Annotated in this window: 18 protein-coding genes; 3 read left to right on the top strand and 15 right to left on the bottom strand. The window is 67.9% G+C overall.

The features are described 5' to 3' along the window. Positions 1-102: 102 nt before the first annotated feature. Positions 103-402, top strand: a complete 300-nt coding sequence (locus EJ903_RS01355; protein ID WP_126611375.1) for a hypothetical protein — start codon at positions 103-105, stop codon at positions 400-402. A 55-nt stretch (positions 403-457) separates the two neighbouring features. Here EJ903_RS01355 and rarD read toward each other — a convergent pair whose 3' ends face one another. From rarD to EJ903_RS01300, 11 genes are all read right to left on the bottom strand, one after another. Then, positions 458-1381: an EamA family transporter RarD gene (gene rarD / locus EJ903_RS01350; RefSeq protein WP_126611373.1), complete on the bottom strand. Its 924-nt coding sequence runs from the start codon at positions 1379-1381 to the stop codon at positions 458-460. Between the two features lie 157 nt (positions 1382-1538). Then, positions 1539-1880, bottom strand: a complete 342-nt coding sequence (gene grxD / locus EJ903_RS01345; protein WP_126611371.1) for a Grx4 family monothiol glutaredoxin — start codon at positions 1878-1880, stop codon at positions 1539-1541. 106 nt (positions 1881-1986) lie between these two features. Next, complete coding sequence (locus EJ903_RS01340; RefSeq protein ID WP_126611369.1) at positions 1987-2226, bottom strand: BolA family protein; 240 nt, start codon at positions 2224-2226, stop codon at positions 1987-1989. 236 nt (positions 2227-2462) lie between these two features. After that, positions 2463-4688, bottom strand: coding sequence for a phosphoribosylformylglycinamidine synthase subunit PurL (purL, locus tag EJ903_RS01335; protein WP_126611367.1), 2226 nt, complete (start codon positions 4686-4688; stop codon positions 2463-2465). After that, positions 4685-5374, bottom strand: coding sequence for a phosphoribosylformylglycinamidine synthase subunit PurQ (purQ, locus tag EJ903_RS01330; RefSeq protein ID WP_126611365.1), 690 nt, complete (start codon positions 5372-5374; stop codon positions 4685-4687). The genes purL and purQ overlap by 4 nt, the downstream gene beginning before the upstream one ends. Positions 5375-5507: 133 nt before the next feature. Then, positions 5508-6734: an ammonium transporter gene (locus tag EJ903_RS01325; protein ID WP_126611363.1), complete on the bottom strand. Its 1227-nt coding sequence runs from the start codon at positions 6732-6734 to the stop codon at positions 5508-5510. A 1253-nt stretch (positions 6735-7987) separates the two neighbouring features. Beyond that, entirely contained in the window at positions 7988-8677 is a 690-nt protein-coding gene (locus EJ903_RS01320) for an MOSC domain-containing protein (protein ID WP_174237226.1), read from the bottom strand. Beyond that, the gene (locus tag EJ903_RS01315; RefSeq protein ID WP_126611362.1) at positions 8674-9345 is read right to left on the bottom strand and encodes a DNA-3-methyladenine glycosylase family protein; all 672 of its coding nucleotides are present in this window, start codon (positions 9343-9345) and stop codon (positions 8674-8676) included. The genes EJ903_RS01320 and EJ903_RS01315 overlap by 4 nt, the downstream gene beginning before the upstream one ends. Positions 9346-9379: 34 nt before the next feature. Beyond that, a complete protein-coding gene (gene purS / locus EJ903_RS01310) occupies positions 9380-9622 on the bottom strand; it encodes a phosphoribosylformylglycinamidine synthase subunit PurS (protein ID WP_126611360.1) in 243 nt (80 codons plus the stop codon). Positions 9623-9669: 47 nt separating this feature from the next. Further along, positions 9670-10434 carry a phosphoribosylaminoimidazolesuccinocarboxamide synthase gene (gene purC, locus EJ903_RS01305; protein ID WP_126611358.1) on the bottom strand — a complete coding sequence of 255 codons (765 nt, stop codon included), beginning with the start codon at positions 10432-10434 and terminating at the stop codon, positions 9670-9672. A 142-nt stretch (positions 10435-10576) separates the two neighbouring features. Continuing rightward, a complete protein-coding gene (locus EJ903_RS01300) occupies positions 10577-11338 on the bottom strand; it encodes an NRDE family protein (RefSeq protein ID WP_126611356.1) in 762 nt (253 codons plus the stop codon). A 220-nt stretch (positions 11339-11558) separates the two neighbouring features. On the opposite strand from EJ903_RS01300, the gene EJ903_RS01295 reads away from it, so the two are divergent. After that, entirely contained in the window at positions 11559-11879 is a 321-nt protein-coding gene (locus tag EJ903_RS01295) for a DUF1476 domain-containing protein (protein WP_126611354.1), read from the top strand. A 95-nt stretch (positions 11880-11974) separates the two neighbouring features. On the opposite strand, the gene EJ903_RS01290 is transcribed toward EJ903_RS01295, so the two are convergent. The 4 genes from EJ903_RS01290 to EJ903_RS01275 all read right to left on the bottom strand — a co-directional run bounded on the left by EJ903_RS01290 (position 11975) and on the right by EJ903_RS01275 (position 17120). Continuing rightward, complete coding sequence (locus tag EJ903_RS01290; RefSeq protein WP_126611353.1) at positions 11975-12796, bottom strand: hypothetical protein; 822 nt, start codon at positions 12794-12796, stop codon at positions 11975-11977. Between the two features lie 91 nt (positions 12797-12887). Continuing rightward, the gene (hrpB, locus tag EJ903_RS01285) at positions 12888-15479 is read right to left on the bottom strand and encodes an ATP-dependent helicase HrpB (RefSeq protein ID WP_126611352.1); all 2592 of its coding nucleotides are present in this window, start codon (positions 15477-15479) and stop codon (positions 12888-12890) included. A 97-nt stretch (positions 15480-15576) separates the two neighbouring features. Then, a complete protein-coding gene (locus tag EJ903_RS01280) occupies positions 15577-16785 on the bottom strand; it encodes a PP2C family protein-serine/threonine phosphatase (RefSeq protein WP_126611351.1) in 1209 nt (402 codons plus the stop codon). A gap of 29 nt (positions 16786-16814) precedes the next feature. Beyond that, positions 16815-17120, bottom strand: coding sequence for an STAS domain-containing protein (locus EJ903_RS01275; protein ID WP_126611350.1), 306 nt, complete (start codon positions 17118-17120; stop codon positions 16815-16817). Positions 17121-17511: 391 nt separating this feature from the next. Between EJ903_RS01275 and EJ903_RS01265 the strand changes: the two genes are divergently transcribed. Next, positions 17512-17928 (top strand): HRDC domain-containing protein, encoded by a 417-nt coding sequence (locus EJ903_RS01265; RefSeq protein WP_126611349.1) that lies wholly within the window; start codon positions 17512-17514, stop codon positions 17926-17928. Positions 17929-18113 lie beyond the last annotated feature (185 nt).

The following is an 18113-nucleotide window of genomic DNA, read 5'->3' as shown; positions in this document are numbered from 1 at the left end:
GTATGAGTGTTTGTGTGGATCGATGGGTGCGGCCCCGATCAACGGACGCGCCCGGTCCACCGGATGAGCCAACCGGATTGGCCCGGCATGGGGAGACCGGCGATGGATCTGCGCGTGTGCTTTGAAAACATGGCCAACGTCACCGTCAACGACGCCGCCATGATGAAACATTACGCCCAAAGCTATCTGGCTGATTTCGGCCCGGAATGGGGCGGTTTCATCATGCTGCCGCACACCGACACCCGGCGGGCGACGATGGAACCGGCGTGGCAAGTCCTGATTCGCGGTGCAACACCGCGCACGGAACAGGCGCTGTTGCGCTATCTGGACGACAACCCGATGGCCGCCTATTACGTCCACGTCTACCGCAACGGGGCGGGGGACTCGCAGAAAATCCACTGAGGCTCAGACGCGCCCCGGCCCGGACGAGCCGGGGCGCGTCCGTGCAACCCTTTGATCACTCCGCCGCAGCCGCCGCCTTGGCGGCGCGGTGGGTGGTGAAGGCGTCGGCGGAAAACACCATCAACGCCACCCAGATGCAGGCGAAGGCGATGGCGTGTGCCTGGGTGAACGCCTCGCCATAGACCAGAACGCCCAACAGAAGCTGGCCGGTCGGCCCGACATATTGCAGCAGCCCGACGGTGGACAGCTTCAGCTTGGCCGCGCCCACCATGAACAGCAGCAGCGGCACGGCGGTCATTGGCCCGGCCAGCGTCAGCAGCAGGCTGGTCCCGACTGTGTGGCCAAAGGAGCCGTCCCAGCCCAGCGTCAGCAGATAGGTCAGGGCGAAGGGGACCAGCAGCAGCGTTTCCACCAGCAGGCCGATGACCGGGTCAATCGCCGCCTTCTTGCGGATCAGCGCGTAGAAGCCAAAGGAAATCGCCAGCGACAGCGCCACCCACGGGACCGAGCCGTAGGACAGCACGAGGCTGCCCACCCCCAGCCCGGCGATGACCACGGCGGCGATCTGGTTGCGGTTCAGCCGTTCGCTGAGGAACAGCACGCCCAACAGCACGTTGACCAGCGGGTTGATGTAATAACCAAGGCTCGATTCGACGAGGCGGTTGTTGCCGATGGCCCAGATGAAGACGGTCCAGTTGACCGTCACCAGCAGGGTGGTGACGATGAAGATGCCCAGCCGCCGCCAGGAGCCAACCCCGCGCACCACCGCCATCGGCCCGCGCAGCGCCAGCACGGCGATCCCGACCAGAACGACCGTCCACACCACCCGGTGCGCGACGATCTCCACCGGCCCGATGCCGCCCAGAAGCTTGAAATAGACCGGATTGACCAGTCCCCAAATCAGAAAGGACCCCAAAGCCGCCGCAAACGCGGTGGCGGTGGAGCGGTCGCCCGCCGGGGCGGAAATGGGATGTGCCATACGGTTCGTTTAGCACACAATTTGTGCAGTCGAGCAGCGGGGCGATGGCATGGCCCGGCTGCGCGGCGGGCATGACGCGTTGGTCTGTGCTTTCCAGGAAGGCAACAAAAAACCCCGCCGAAGCGGGGTTTTTGCGTCTGACGACCGGAACAACCACTCAGGCGTTGACGCCGGTGGCCACGCCGTTGTCGGTGAAGAGCTGCTGCAACTCGCCGGTTTCGTACATTTCGCGGACGATGTCGCAGCCGCCGACCAGCTCGCCCTTGACGTAGAGCTGCGGGAAGGTCGGCCAGTTGGAGAATTCCTTCAGGCCCTGGCGCAGGCCCGGATCCTCCAGGATGTTGATGCCCTTGAAGGCGACGCCGACATGGCTCAACACCTGGACGACGGCGGCGGAGAAGCCGCATTGCGGGAACACCGGGGTTCCCTTCATGTAGAGAACCACGTCGCTGCTGGCGAGGTCCTGCTTGATGCGTTCGACGACGTTCTGATCGACCATGTCCCGTCTCCCTGTTTCGATGAGGCCCGGCCCCGGCGGTCTGCGCCGTTGGCGGGGTGGGCGCTGATGTCCTGTGTGGTGGTGTCGTGCCGGCGGCGCTCGCGGATCAGGCGTTGTCCGGCACGGCGGTGGTCAGGGCCAGCGCGTGCAGTTCGCCGCCCATGCGGCCCTGCAAGGCCCCATAGACCATCTGGTGCTGCTTCACCCGGCTCTTGCCCTTGAAGGTGGCCGAGACGACGTGCGCGGCGTAGTGATCGCCGTCGCCGCGCAGATCAACGATCTGCACCACCGCGTCGGGGATGCCTTCCTTGATGAGCTGTTCAATCGTGGCGGCTTCCATCGCCATGGCGCATCCTCGCTCTGTTCCGTGTCCCCGGTCCGGGGGTGCCCCGCCGGGGCAACCGTTCAGGGCAAGAAGGTAGGGGGCTGGGCGCGGTTTGTCACCCCTCGGGCCGTGGATTTGTGGCCCTGCGCGGGGTGTGGGTATGGCGCGGGGCCACACCGGAGGCATTGGGCCGTGCGGCAGTGGGCTGGTCCGCCGCCCCCGATCCAACCGGGGACGGGGGCGGCGGACCGCCGGTCTTACGACTCCGCCGCCATGTAGGTCGGCAGCCAGCGTTCGTTCACGTCCTTCAGGCGCTTCAGCGAAACGATCTCGCCAGCGCTGGAGGACAGGGCCGCGCCACGCGTTTCGCCCAGCACCGTGACCGGGACGCCCGCCGCCTTGGCCTTCTCCTGCACCGTCGCCGCCACGTCCGGGCGGACGGCCAGCACGTAGCGGGCCTGGTCCTCGCCGAACAGAACGCGCGGGTGGGCGTTGTCCAGCGCGGGCAGATGCGCGCCGATGCCGCTGGCCAGCGCCATTTCCGCGATGGTGACGATCAGGCCGCCGTCGGCCACGTCGTGGCTCGACGCCACCAGACCCTCGCGGATCAGGCCGCGCACGAAATCGCCGTTGCGGCGCTCCACCGCCAGATCCACCGGCGGCGGCGGGCCGTCCTCGCGGCCCAGGATTTCGCGCAGGAACAGCGACTGGCCGATGTGGCGGCCCGGTTCGCCGATGGCGAGGATGACGTCGCCTTCCGCCTGGAAGGCGATGCCGACCGCGATCATCGCGTCGGGCAGGGTGCCGACGGCACCGATGGCCGGGGTGGGCAGGATCGCTTCGCCGTTCGTCTCGTTGTAGAGCGAGACGTTGCCCGACACGACCGGGAAATCCAGCGCCGTGCATGCCTGGGAAATGCCCTGAACCGCACCGACGAACTGGCCCATGATGCGGGGCTTTTCGGGGTTGCCGAAATTCATGTTGTCGGTGATGGCCAGCGGCAGGGCACCGACCGCCGACAGGTTGCGCCACGCCTCGGCCACCGCCTGCGCGCCGCCGCGCACCGGATCGGCCAAGCAATAGCGCGGGGTGCAATCGGTGGTGATCGCCACCGCCTTGGTCTGGCCCGGCACGCGGACGACCGCCGCGTCGGCCTGACCCGACATGAATCGGGTGTCGCCGCCGACGAGGCTGTCATACTGCTCCCAAATCCAGCGCTTGGAGGCCAGATCGGGGCAGGCGAACAGCGTTTCCAGGGCCTCGCCCAGCGACAGGCTGTAGCCGTCGAACACGCTGTCCGGCACCTCGGCCGCCGCCGGGGTCGGTTCCCACGGGCGGTCATACTCCGGCGCGGCGTTCGACACCGGGGCGATCGGCATGTCGCACCAGGTTTCGCCATACATCTTGATGACGAGGTTGCCGGTGTCGGTCAGCGTGCCGATGACGGCGAAATCCAGCTCCCACTTGTCGAAGATGGCCTTGGCCACCTCTTCCCGACCGGGCTTCAGGATGATGAGCATGCGCTCCTGGCTTTCGGAGAGCATGATCTCATAGGGCGTCATCGCCTGTTCGCGCATCGGCAGGCTGTCGAGCGTCAGCTCGATGCCAAGACCGCCCTTGCCCGCCATTTCGACCGACGAGGAGGTCAGACCGGCGGCCCCCATGTCCTGGATGGCGACGATGGCGTCGGTGGCCATCAGCTCCAGGCAGGCTTCGATCAGCAGCTTTTCGGTGAAGGGGTCGCCAACCTGCACGGTCGGGCGCTTCTCCTCCGAATCCTCGGTGAATTCGGCCGAGGCCATGGTGGCCCCGTGGATGCCGTCGCGCCCGGTCTTGGAGCCGACATAGACCACCGGGTTGCCGATGCCCGCCGCCGCCGAATAGAAGATGTTGTCGGCCTTGGCCACGCCCACGGTCATCGCGTTGACCAGGATGTTGCCGTTGTAGGCCGGGTGGAAGTTGGTTTCGCCGCCCACGGTGGGGACGCCGACGCAGTTGCCATAGCCGCCGATGCCCGACACCACGCCCGCCACCAGATGGCGGGTCTTGGGGTGGTCGGGCGCGCCGAAGCGCAGGGCGTTCATGTTGGCGATGGGGCGCGCGCCCATGGTGAACACGTCGCGCAGAATGCCGCCCACGCCGGTCGCCGCACCCTGGTAGGGTTCGATGTAGGACGGGTGGTTGTGGCTTTCCATCTTGAAGATGACGGTGTCGCCGTCGCCGATGTCGACCACGCCCGCGTTTTCACCGGGGCCGCAGATCACCTGCGGGCCGGTGGTGGGCAGCGTCTTCAGCCAGCGCTTGGAGGATTTGTAGGAGCAATGCTCCGACCACATCACCGAAATGATGCCCATTTCGGTGAAGGTCGGGACGCGGCCCAGAATCTCCAGGGCGTTCTTGTATTCCGCTTCGGACAGGCCGAATTCGCGGGCCAGTTCCAGGGTGACGGGGCGCTCTTGCGCGCGGGTCGCTTCGGCGGTCACGACAGGGCCTCCACCAGACCATCAAACATCGGCTTGCCGTCGGTGTTGCCGTGCAGGCCCTCCACCGCGTCTTCGGGGTGCGGCATCAGGCCCAGCACGGTGCGCTTGGCGTTGAAGATGCCGGCGATGTCGGACACCGAGCCGTTGGGGTTGCCGCGCGGGTCCGCGCGGGTCTCGTCGGCGACGTAGCGGAAGGCCACCTGGCCTTCGCCCTCCAGCCGCCGGATCGTGTCGGCGTCGGCCCAATAATTGCCGTCGCCATGGGCGACCGGGTAACGCACGATCTGCCCCTTGGCGTATTTCGCCGTGAAGGGGCTGTCGGTGTTCTCCACCCGCAGATGCTGGACGCGGCAGACGAATTTCAGCCCGCCGTTGCGCATCAGCGCGCCGGGCAGCAGACCGGCTTCGGTGATGATCTGGAAGCCGTTGCAGACGCCCAGCACCCGCACGCCCTGATCGGCCCGCGCCTTCACCTCGCGCATGATCGGCGAATGCGCCGCCATGGCGCCGGAGCGCAGGTAATCGCCATAGGAAAAACCACCGGGCACGACGATCAGATCGACCTTGGGCAGTTCGGTGTCGCGGTGCCAGACCAGATACGGCTTGGTTCCGCTGGCGGCTTCCAGCGCGGCGACGGCGTCGCGTTCGCGGTTGGAGCCGGGGAAAACGACGATGGCGGCCTTCATGGGGCGGGCAAAATCCGGCATCAAGGGGGGAGTTGTTCGGGCCGGACACTAAAGCCGCCGCCCCGCCAAAGCAAGGGCGGCGGTCCGCAAAATCACGCGACTCTCGCATGCCGCCCGCTCACAGGGCCCCGTTTCACATGCCGGGCGCGTCTTCCTCGGGATAGGCGGTGATGTGGTGCAGGGACAGGTCGGCCCCCTTGTATTCCTGCTCGGGATCCAGCCGGATGCCGACGGTGCGCTTCAGCACGCCATAGACGGCATAACCGGCGGCCAGCCCGAACAGCGCCCCGCCCAGCGTGCCGACGGTCTGCGCGGCCAGCGACACCCCGCCCAGGCCGCCCAACGTCTCCTGCCCGAACACACCGGCCAGCAGGCCGCCGGTCAGGCCGCACAGCCCGTGCAGCGGCCACACGCCCAGCACGTCGTCGATCTTCCAATTGATCTGGCACTTGTTGAAGGCCCAAACGAACAGCAGCCCGGCGATGCCGCCAACGGCCAGCGCCCCCAGCGGGTGCATGATGTCCGACCCGGCGCAGACGGCGACCAGACCGGCCAACGCCCCGTTGTGGACAAAGCCCGGATCGGTCCGGCTGATGAGGAGCGAGGTGATGATGCCGCCAACCATCGCCATCAGCGAATTCAACGCCACCAGACCCGACACGCCGTCGAGCGTCTGCGCGCTCATCACGTTGAAGCCGAACCAGCCGACGCACAGCACCCAGGCCCCCAGCGCCAGGAACGGGATGTTGGACGGCGGGATGGCGATCAGCGAGCCGTTGGCCCGGTAGCGCCCGCGCCGGTTGCCCAGATTGAGCACCGCGCCCAACGCCACCCAGCCGCCAAAGGCGTGCACCACCACCGATCCGGCGAAATCATGGAAGGGCTGGCCGAAGGTCGCCGTCATCCAGGCTTGCAGGCCGAACCGCGTCCCCCACAGACTGCCTTCCACCAGCGGGTAGAACAGGCCGATCAGCGCGGCGGTGGCGGCCAGCTGCGGCCAGAATTTGGCGCGTTCGGCGATGCCGCCCGACACGATGGCGGGAACGGCGGCGGCGAAGGTGGCCAGGAAGAAGAACTTGACCAGATCATAGCCATAGGCGGCGAAGCCGGGGCCGCCCTTGCCGACCAGGGTCTTGGCATCGACCAGGAAATCGACGCCATAGGCCACGCTGTAGCCGACGACGAAATAGACCAAGGTCGAAACGGCGAAGTCCGACAGGATCTTCACCAGCGCGTTGACCTGATTTTTGCGCCGGACGGTCCCAACCTCCAGCAGGGCGAAACCGCAGTGCATCGCCAGCACCATGACCGCGCCAATCAGGACGAACAGAACGTCGCCCCCCGTCTTTGCCGCATCCATTTGCACAAACCTTCAGCGTTATGCCTAAATAATAGGCAATCTGCTAACAGATCGTGCAGTTTTGCGCAAGCGCGGAAGTGCCGACGGAGCGGGCAGGGGCCAAGAAAACAGCGCAAAAGGCGGGCGAACCCGATCCGGGCTGCCCGTTTCCTGCGCAAGAAGGATGCCAAGTGATGAGGGTTTGGGCGGGTGATGCCCGAACGGGGGCATTTCAAGGCACCCAGCCCGCCCGCCGCAACGGTGGGAACCCGGTCCGGGCGGCGCTGTGATGTCCGCTGATGGGGCAGGCCGACGCGCGGACACCCGCCAGTGGGAATCAACCCAAAATTGGGCCTTGCGCATTCTTTCTGTTGGCCCACTATGAGGCTTGGTCGCCGTGTGGACCGGACAATACGGGCCGGCGTCGGCCCACCGCAAGGTGGCCCGACCGAACGCAGGGGGGTTACGTCCCTGCCCGGCGGCCACCCTTCCATCGCCTTGCGCGTTGCGAAGGCGTCTGTTGAGGGCGGAAGACCTGGCCGCCGCACTTTCCCGTACGGGTGAGTTGAGGGTTTATCCCAAGAGATCCGCAATAGGGCACGGCTCAGACGCAAAGGCCCGGCTTCGGTCGGGCCTTTTGGTGTCACCAACCGCTTCCGGGCCGTCGCCGTCTGCGAGCAGGGTGATCGTGACGTTTGCGGCAACGACGATGGCTTGAGGGGTGGCCGGAACTCGTATAGGGTGAGCGCGCGCCGGGCACATACAAGCCGGCTGCATCCCAAGGGTGCATGGGGAGGTTATGGCTATCCCCACCGGCGCGCCTCCGCCAACCAAAAATTGTTTCTTGCAAATTTTTGCCACGGCTCCATTGTGTGCCTTGGCTGCCGTGTGGACCGGACAATACGGGCTGGCGTCGGCCCACCGAAAGGTGGCCCGACCGAACGCAGGGGGGTTACGTCCCTGCCCGGCGGCCACCCTTCCATCGCCTTGCGCGTTGCGAAGGCGTCTGCTGAGGGCGGAAGACCCAGCCGCCGCACTTTCCCGCAAGGGCGAGTTGAGGGCTTGACCCAAGGGATCCCGGATGGCATCGGGCTCAGACGCAAAGGCCCGGCTTCAGCCGGGCCTTTTGGTGTCCGGATGGCCACCGGGCGGCCTGGGTGACGTTCCGCGACGGGGGCGTTTGCGCACCCACGCCGGAACGCGGAGTCTCTCTCGGGGCGCGGCTTCCTGGACAGGATCGGTGGGCCGCTGATGTGGTTGTGGCGGTTGCCGGATCAGCCGCCGGTCAGGCGTCCGGTCCAGTCCTCCACCGCGTCGCGGGTCAAACGTCGGTCGGCGAGGGTCTTCCAGCTTTGGGCCAGTGCGGGCAGGGCGGCCATGTCGGTCAGCGCCGCGCGGTCGAGCGTGTCGACATAGAGCACCCGCAGCAGGCGGGTGAGCGGCCAGTCGGGGCAGGGGCGTTCGACCAGGGTCAGGCGGTCGGCGGGGCCGATGGAGCCGCCCTCGATCACCCGATAATACCAGCCGGTGCGGCCGGTGGTCTGCACCCGCTTGGCCATGTCGGGCACGCCGAAGCGGTGGTTCAGCTTCCAACAGGGTTGGCGGGCCTGCGCCACCTCCAGCAGGGCGGTGCCGACGCGCAGGCGGTCGCCCAGACAGACGTCCGCCTCCGTCACCCCGTCGGTGCACAGATTTTCACCAAACGCGCCCGGTGCGTCCAGATGCGGCACGCTCGCCCCCAACTCGGCCCGCCACGCGGCGTGGTGGTCGAGCGGGTAATGGTGGATCGCCTTGTCCGGCCCGCCATGGACCCGGCGGTCGGCCTGTTCGTCGTCGAGAAAGCCGTTCACCCCAACGGCGCGCGGGCCATCGACCGGGGCCTTGTGGATGGCGCTGGTCCGCCCCTCCGGCCCGAAGGGAGCGACGCGGCCAACCAGAACGGCGCGCAGGGGGAGGTCGATCATCGGGGGGCCTGTTTCGCTTTGCCAGCCGTTGCTTTGCCAGCCGTCGTTTTGGCCGCGCGCGCCTGTTCCTGCAGGCTGACGTAATGGTGCCAGACCAGCTTGGCGGCGAGGCTGCGGTGGGGTCGCCAGGGTTCGGCGACGGCCAGAAGCTGCGCCGGGGTGGGTTTGTCGGCCCAGCCCTTCAGACGCTGCACGCCCAGTTGAATGGCAAGGTCGCCGACGGGCCAGATGTCGGGCCGGTCCTGCGCCATCATCAGATAGACCTCGGCGCTCCAGCGCCCGATTCCCTTCAGGGTGACAAGGGCGGCGATCGCTTCTTCGTCGGGCATCCTGTGGATGGCGTCGAAATCCAGACGGCCATCGGCCACCGCCTGGGCCAAGCCACGGGCGTAGCCGACCTTTTGCCGGGAAAAGCCGCAGGCGCGCAGGGTGTCGTCGTCGGTGTTGAGAATAGTGTCGGGCGTCACGTCGCCCAAACGGGAACGCAGCTTGTCCCACAGCGCCAGCGCGACCGTGGTGGAGAGCTGCTGTTCCATCACCATGCGCAGCAGGCCGATGAAACCGCTGGGGCGGGAGAAATCACGCCGCAGGGGGCCGCCGACGCGCAGGCATTCGGCAAAGATCGGGTCGAGGGCGGCGAGACGGGCGGTCTGATCGTCGATGCTCATGAACCGCCGCCCCCGATCCCTGTGGTCCGCGCGATCAGGCCACCAGCTCGATGGCGTAATCCTCGATCACCGTGTTGGCGAGCAGCTTGGTGCACATCGCCTCAACCTCCGCACGGGCGGCGGTTTCGTCGGTGCTGGTCAGTTCCAGTTCGATCACCTTGCCGACGCGGATGTCGTTGACACCCGAAAAGCCCAGCGTTTGCAGCGCGTGGGCGATCGCCTTGCCCTGGGGATCCAGAACGCCGCGCTTGAGGGTGACGTGAACCTTGGCCTTCATCGGATGTCGCTCGCTAAAGGATAGAAGTGGGGGCGGGTGGAATCGGGTTACTGAAGGGTCTTGGGGCCTTTGACGTCGCTGGGGCCGCCCTCGGGCAGAATGCCCAGGCGGCGCGCGACCTCCTGATAGGCCTCCTCGACCTTGCCGAGATCCTGGCGGAAACGGTCCTTGTCCAACTTCTCGTTGGTTTTCACGTCCCACAGGCGGCAATTGTCCGGGCTGATCTCGTCGGCCAGCACGATGCGCATCTCGTCATTTTCCCACAGGCGGCCGAATTCCAGCTTGAAATCGACCAGCCGCAGCCCGTTGCCGAGGAACAGGCCCGACAGGTAATCGTTCACCCGCAGGGACAGCGCCACCATGTCGTCCAGGTCGGCCGGGGCGGCCCAGCCGAAGGCGGTGATGTGCTCCTCCGACACCATCGGGTCGTTCAGCTCATCGGACTTGTAATAATACTCGATGATCGAACGCGGCAGCGGCGTGCCTTCCGGGATGCCGAAACGCTTGGACAGCGACCCGGCGGCGACGTTGCGCACGACGACCTCGATCGGGATGATCTCGACCTCGCGCACCAGCTGTTCGCGCATGTTCAGACGGCGCACGAAATGGGTGGGCACGCCGATTTCCGACAGCCGACTCATCAGATATTCGGAGATGCGGTTGTTCAGCACCCCCTTGCCGGTGATGACGCCCTTCTTCTGGTTGTTGAAGGCGGACGCGTCGTCCTTGAAGTACTGCACCAGAGTGCCGGGTTCCGGCCCTTCGAACAGAACCTTCGCCTTGCCTTCATAGATGCGCCGGCGTCGTGTCATCGCGTGGTCGTCCAAATGCGTAAGGACCGGTCAAGAGAGCTTGCCGGTCCAGGAAGGTGCGACCAGTCATATAGCAAGCCGGTCGGGGGAACACAATGTCGGGGGAACGCGACCTCGGGGTGCCGAGTGCGCGAGGCTCCGCTCACCCGAGATCCACCGGGGCGAAGGGGGTTTCGAAGGGGCGGCCGGGGGCGAAGAGCCAGGACGGGGTCAGGTCGGGGCGGTCGCGGTGGGGCAGGGCGATCAGCGCGCTCGACACCGTGCCGAATCCCATGGGCAGGCGGAAATCCATCGCCCCGCGCTCGCCCTTCTCGCCTTCCCATATCCGGCTGCCCAGCAGGGTCGGCCATTGCCCCCATTCCGGGGTTTCGCCGTCGGGCGGGGTGTTGTGGTCGAACAGCGGGTGATAGAGGGCGATGCGCGGGTCGCGGGGGTCGTCCAGATCACGGGCGGTCAGCATGTGGGTGCCGGGGGGAACCTCTGTCACCTCGGGCCGATGGCGCGGGGAGTCGCCGCGATGGCGGACCAGATAGGCGTTCGTGTTGTCGGCGACCAGCAGGTTGAAGGGGCGGTAGGCCCGGGTGTCGAGCGCGGCCAGCGCGCGGGCGGCGTCGGCGGCGTCGGCGTGGTCGAGCGCGTCGAGCACCAGTTCCCCGCGCGAGCGTTTGCCGGTTTCCGGCCCCAGCGTGCCTTCCCGGTTCAGGACGACGGCGACCAGCCCTTCATCGTTCAACCCCAGCCAGGAACCGCCCGCCAACTCATCCAGTCCGGCCACCACGTTCGGGCGGTCGGGCCAATGGCGGCCGGGCGGCTGGGACGGGCGTCCGGCCATCTCGTCGCGGTTGGCGGCCAGGCGCAACGGCCAGGTTGCGTCTGGTTGCCGCAGAAGGATCACGCTGCACATGGGAACCTTGTCATCTTGATGGCGCACCCCTTATGTCGGCCCGATATGTCGGCGGGCCATCCCGTCTCCGCAAGGGGGTGGTTGCCCAACGGACGCTTGCCCCCCCTGACGCTTGATCGTGACGGCGGCCCCCATCCGGCTGTATAATCAGCCAACTGGGAGCGAAATCCAAACGCGTGCACCCCAAACGCGTCTCACCAAATGCAAGGAGCCGAGGTCCATGACGACCTTCGATGACCGCGAAAAGGCCTTCGAGAACAAGTTCCAGCACGACGAAGACCTGCTGTTTCGCATCCGCACGCGCCGCGACACGCTCGCGGGTCTGTGGGCCGCCGGGCTGATGGGGATGACGGAGGAGGAGGCCAAGGCCTACGCCCGTCAGATCGTCGAGGTGGACATCGGCACGCCGGGGCCGCACGACATCCGCGACCGCATCACCGCCGACCTGCACGCCAAGGGCGTGGACATCTCCGACCACCGGGTTGAAAAGGAGATGGCCCATCTCCTTGACCTTGCCCGTCAGCAGGTGACGACCGAGTAAAGCAGGGCCGAATAAAGCGGGGCCGAGCAAAGCAGGGCCGAGAACAGGCCGGACCGGCACGGCGGCGGGTGTCTCCGCTGCCGTCCGTCTTGATGTCAGCGTTCCGGTTCGGGTTTGATGCCCGCGTCCTTCATGGCGTGCATCAGGTCCAGAATGACCGTGCTGATGTCGGGAAAGGCCAGGGCCACGGCGCGGCGGTCGGGGTCGAGCCGGACGACGTGGGCGATCTGCCGCCCGCCCACGCCGGGCACCTCCGTGCAGCTCAGCTCCAGCCGCAGCTTGCCGCCGATGGCGTGGTGGAACTCCTCCGGCGGCAGATCGACCAGCAGGCCGCGCGTGCTCCAGTTGATCGTCGTGCAACGCCGCCCTTCCGCCAGCACGGTCAGCGGTGGGTCGAGGTAACGGATGGCGCGGCGGTGTTCGATCCCATTGGGTGGGCGCGCACCGGTGTCGTGCTGGTCCAGCTTGCGCTTGGCGGCTTCCTTGGTGCGGTCGTCCACCCCGTCCTTGCTGGTCATCAAGGTCGCCTGCACCCGGCGTTCCACCCCGTGGCGGAACTCGTCGTCGGCGCCGAATCGCAGCGCCTTGGCAAAATGGTCCTTGGCGGCGGTCAGCAGGGCGTTGCGGCCCTTGTCGTCGCCGCGATGGCCGCAGCGTTCGGCCTGGATCAACAGCGTGTCGACGCTGCGCTGGTAGACGCCGCGCTGGACGATCTTGGTCAGTTCGCGGAACTCGGCGGCGCGGACGCTGGGAAACTCCTTGGCCTTCAGCATCTCGGCCATCGCGGTTGCCAGCGCGTCGATCTGGTCGGGGGCGGCGGTGTCCGCCTCCCGCCGCATGCGGCGCATCAGATCCTCGGCCTTGCGGAGCAGGGCGTCTTCGATCTTCTGGCGTTGGGCGGCATCAATGACCGGCATGGCGCGCAACCCCGGCGGGACGTTTGGTTCAGGATACACCGACCACCGGGCGGGCGACAGCGGCGTGTGCTCGTTCGCGGTGGCCTGCCGGTCAACGCGGGCGGGGCTTGGCCCGCGCGGTCGGTTCGGCCTCCAGCGGGTTGTCGGGCCAGTAATGCTTTGGGTACTGCCCCTTCAGATCGGCTTTGACCGCCTTGTAGGCGTTGGCCCAGAAGCTGGCGAGGTCGCGCGTGACCTGCACCGGACGGCGGGCGGGCGACAGCAGATGCAGCAGCAGCGGGACCCGGCCCCCGGCGATGCGCGGGGTTTCGGCCAGCCCGAACATCTCTTGCAGCCGCACCGCCAGCACCGGTTCATCGCCGCTGTAATCGATCGGCACGCGCGACCCGCTGGGCACGGTGATGTGGGTGGGGGCTTCGGCGTCCAGGCGGTTTTTCAGCTCCCACGGCAGGAGGGCGCGCAGGGCGTTGGACAGATCGACGCGCTCCAGATGGGCGCGGCGCGACACGCCGTCCAGGAAGGGGGCGAGCCAGTCCTCCAACGTGGCGAGCAGGGCGGCGTCGGACAGATCCGGCCACTCCTCCCCCTCGCGCTGACGCAGGAAGGCGACGCGGGTGCGCCAGCTCCGCAGCTCGTCCGACCAGGGCAGAACCTCCAGCCCCAGGGCGCGGACCCCCTCGATCATCGCGGCGGTGATGGCCCCGGCGGGAGGGTTGGCCAGACGCTCGTCCTTCAGGATCAGGGCGAACAGCATCCGGCGGCGGCGGGCCAACACCGCCTGTTCGCGCGCGTCCCAGGCGACGATGGTCTCCAGGCGGATGTGGTCGGCGAACAGCTCCTCCAGATCGGCCAGGGCGACCGGGGCGGCGAGGAAGATTCGCGACTCGCGCGCCGCCCCGTCCAGATCGGCCACCGCCAGCCATTCCTCCGCCGACAGCGGTTCGGCGTCCTGGAAATAGGCCCCGCGCCCGCCCGACAGCCGGTATTGCGCCGCCACCCCGCCCGGCGCGCCGCCGGGGCGGCGCTGGCCGATGCGGTCGGGGTAGGCCAGCGCCACCAGCGGACCAACCGCGTGGCTGTCGCCGCCGGTCGGCCCCGCCTCCTCGCGCAGGCCCAGCTGCCGCCGCCAGTTGCGCGCCTGCTTCAGCGCCTGTTGCGCCGCCCCCCGGTCCAGGCTGAGGCCCCGCGCGGCCCCGCGCCCGCCCTGTTCCTCGCCGCGCAGCAGATCGACGCGCAGGCGCAGGTCGGCGTCGCGGAATCCGGGGGCGGCGCGCAGGATGTCGCGTTCGCCCAGCAGTGCGGCGACCAGACAGGCGAGCGCGCCATGCCCCAGCCGCCGCCCGGTCAGCATCATGTGCGACAGCCGGGGGTGGACGCCGAATCCGGCCATGCGGCGGCCGTGCGGGGTGATGGCCCCGTCCGCCGTCATCGCTCCCAACCCGGCCAGCAAGCCGCGCGCCTGCGCCAGCGCCGGGGCGGGCGGTGGGTTGAGCCAGCACAGCGCGGCGGGATCGGCCACGCCCCACACTGCCAACTCCAGCGCCAGCGGGGCAAGATCGGCGTCAAGGATCTCCGGCGCGCTGAAGGGGGCGAGCGCCTTGTGCGTCGCCTCCGGCCACAGGCGGTAGCAGACGCCCGGCTCCAGGCGTCCGGCGCGGCCCCGGCGCTGTTCCGCCGACGCCTGACTGACCTTCACCGTCACCAGCCGCGTCATGCCTGCGCGCGGGTCGAATCGCGGGACGCGCATCAGGCCGCTGTCGATGACGATGCGGATGCCGTCGATGGTCAGGCTGGTTTCGGCGATGGCGGTGGCCAGCACAATCTTGCGCTGGCCGGGCGGGGCGGGGGCGATGGCGCGGTCCTGCGCCTCGGCGCTCAAATCGCCGTAGAGCGGGGCGACCACCACATCCCCGCCCAGATCGATCTTTTCCAACAGGCTTTGCACCCGGCGGATCTCGCCGGTGCCGGGCAGGAAGACCAGGGCGTTGCCGGTGTCCTCGCGCAGGGCGCGGCGGATGGCGGCGGCGACCGCGTCCTCGATCCGTCCGCCCGGCGGCGGGGCGTCGAGATGGCGGGTTTCGACCGGAAAGGCGCGGCCCTGGCTCGTCACCATCGGGGCGTCGCCCCGGGCCGAGTCGCCCAGCAGGGCGGCGACGGGTCCGGCGTCGAGCGTGGCCGACATCACCACCAGCCGCAGATCCTCGCGCAGCGCCCCACGCGCCTCCTGCACCAGGGCCAGCGCCAGATCGCTGTCGATGCCGCGTTCGTGGAACTCGTCGAACAGCACCGCGCCGACGCCCGGCAATTCGGGATCCTCCTGAAGCTGGCGCAGGAACAGGCCGTCCGTCACCACCTCGATCCGGGTGCGCGGGCCGACGCGGGTGTCGAGCCGGACCCGGTAGCCGACGGTCTCGCCCACCGATTCGCCCAGCATCGCCGCCATGCGCCGGGCCGCCGCGCGCGCGGCCAGCCGACGCGGCTCCAGAACCAGGATCTTGCCCCCGCCCAACCACGCCTGATCGAGCAGCGCCAGCGGGACCCGCGTGGTTTTGCCCGCACCGGGCGGGGCTTGCAGCACGGCCACCCCGCGCGACTCCAGGGCGGCGAGCAGGTCGGGCAGCACCGGGTCGATCGGCAGGACGGGCAGGGTGGGCGGCGGAATCGGGTGGCGGGTGTCGGTCATGGCCGACTGTGCTGCCGGGAAACCGACGGAAAGGCAACCGGATTTCCCCATTGCGCCTTCGTCCAACCGTCCCCCAGGCCCCCCTGTCCATCCACGCTCAAAGCGGGTCGCGGGCGATCCACAGGGCGGTCAGATCATCGTACAGGCCGGTGCCGAATCGCTCGGCAAAGCGCGCCATCAGCCAGGGAAAGGGGTGTTCGGGCGCGGTGCGCACCGCCTCCTCCACCAGATCGGCCAAGCCCAGCTCCCCCAGCATGGTGTCGCTGCGGTCGCGCGCCTCGGTCAGCCCGTCGGAATAGAGGAACAGCGTGTCGCCGGGCAGGAAGCGGGTGACGCGCGTCTCATACTCGGCGTCGGCGAAGGCCCCCAGCAGCATGCCCGACGCGTCGAGCGTGCGGAACCCGCCCCGGCTGCCCAGCAGCGGATTCGGGGCACCGGCGGCGGCGTAGAGCAGCGTGTCACGCGCCGGGTCGATCACCCCGTAAAAGGCGGTGGCGAACTGCCCGACGGTCAGGATGTCGGTCAGCCGCTGGTTCAACTGGGTCATCAGCCGGGCGGGGTCGCGCAGTTCCTCGGCCGGCGTGCGGGTCAGCAGGGTGTGCAGGCGAAAGGCGTTGATGGCCGACGCGATGCCGTGCCCCGACAGATCGGCAACGAAGACACCGACCTGCCCACCGCCAATTTCGAACGCCGTCCAGAAATCGCCGCCGACCTCGTGGGAGGTTTGAAAGACCGGGTCGATTCGCAGACCGTTGCGCCCGGCCATCGCCTCCAGCCACTCGGAGTCGGGGACCAGCGCCAATTGCATGGAACGGGCCTGTTTCAGGTCGCGCTCCACCCGTTCGTGGAAGGCGCGCAACTCCCTCACCATGGCGCGGCGTTCCAGATGGTACCGGACGCGGGCGACGCATTCGCCGGGGTTGATCGGCTTGGCGAGCAGGTCGGTGGCCCCGGCCTGGAAGCACAGCGAGCGGATCTGGTCGGTTTGCCGGGTGCTTTGCATCAGGATCGGCAGGTCGCGCCAGCGCGGGTTGGCGCGCAGGATGCGGCACAGCGCCATGCCATCGATGGGGGGCAATTGGGCGTCGATCATCAACAGATCGGGGTCGAACGCCTCGATCTGGTCCATCAGCTCCGGCCCGTCGGTGGCGAAGGCCACCTTGTCGATGCCGATCCATTGCAGGAAGCGGGCAAGCGTGCGGCGGTTGAACCGGCTGTTGTCGGCGATCAGGACCCGGAAATCCCCCAGCGGGAGTCCCAGATCCAGGCCATAGAGCGAGGCGGGAGTTTCGATAGAACCCTCCATGCGCCCCGCCCTCCGCGCGGGTTCCGCCGTCAGGCGTCGATGGTGAAAACCTTGTGCAGCTTGGCCAGCGTGATGAGGCGCTGCACCTCGTCCCGCGCGCCGCGCATGGTGAAGTCCAGCTTCTTTTTCTGCGCCGTGTCGCGGGCGATGATGAACATGCCCAGACCGGAGGAATCAACGAAATCCAGCCCCGACAGATCGAAAACCATCCGGTGGCCCGCCGGACGGTCGAAGGCGGCGATCACCGAACGGAAGGTGTCATGGTCGGAAAAGGTCATCCGGCCCTGCAGGCGGATTTCGGTGCTGGTGGGACCATCGATAACGGTGAAGTCCATGGCGGCGCTCCGTGGTTGTTCCCGGACCCAACGCGGGGCGGGGATCGAATGGTCCGGTGACGTCATCAGCATGACCTGAGCCTTCATCTTACGATGCAAAAGATTTCATTTTGATGACAGCCCGTGTTGTGTGGGCCGTCACTTGCGGGCTTATCACACGCAGCTGTTCACATGCGCAAGTGTCCTTATTGTGAACATGGGGGTGTCTGGCATTTTAAGAAATAATACACACGATCGCCGCGATGGATCGCATTTTTGCATCCCGATCGCGGCACCGTCCCGGTTGGGACCGTCGGGCGGGACCGGGCGCTGTGGTCGCGGTTTGCCCGCCGGGCCGCTTGTCGTGTAGGCTTGTGGGACACCGGGGGATCCTTCACCACAAGGACGGGCGATGAGCACCGAAATCCGCACCTTCATCATTCCCGACGCTGCCGCCGACGAGGCGCAGCTCCGGCTGTCCAATTTCCTGCGGACGGTCGAGGTCCAGCGCATTGATACGGCCTACGCCGTGGACGGCTGGCGTGTGCTGGTCCTCTACGCCGATTTGCGGCGCAAGGAGGAATCGCAGCAGATCGAGGCGGCGATCGCCGCCGCCCTCAACGGCTGGCGCGACCGCGTGGCCGCTCGCGAAGGCGTGCCGCGCGAGGTCATCCTGCCCGACGATCTGGTGCAGGAGATTGCCCGGTTCGCCCCGACCACCGAGCATGAATTGTCGATCATCGTCGGCGGGCGCGATCTGCCGGTGCCGTTGCAAGGGGCGGAAATCGTCCAGGTCGTGCGGTCCACCCTGGATCTGCTGATCGACTGAGCCGGCCGGGGCCTGCGGGCCGGGGCGGTCCTTTTGGGGCGCGTCCGGCCCGACCGACTATATCTTGTGGGTGCGGGTGACGGCGCGGCGTGCCCCGCGCGCCCGGACGGGTGGTTTTTGAAACGCATTGTTCACCCCGCAACCGGTTCGCCCGGTCGGAATCGGACCGACCCGAGTCGCGCCCT

The organism is Azospirillum griseum (assembly GCF_003966125.1).
Taxonomy (GTDB): domain Bacteria; phylum Pseudomonadota; class Alphaproteobacteria; order Azospirillales; family Azospirillaceae; genus Azospirillum; species Azospirillum griseum.
Note: the sequence above shows the minus strand (reverse complement) of the source record. Positions and strands in the feature narration are given on the sequence as shown.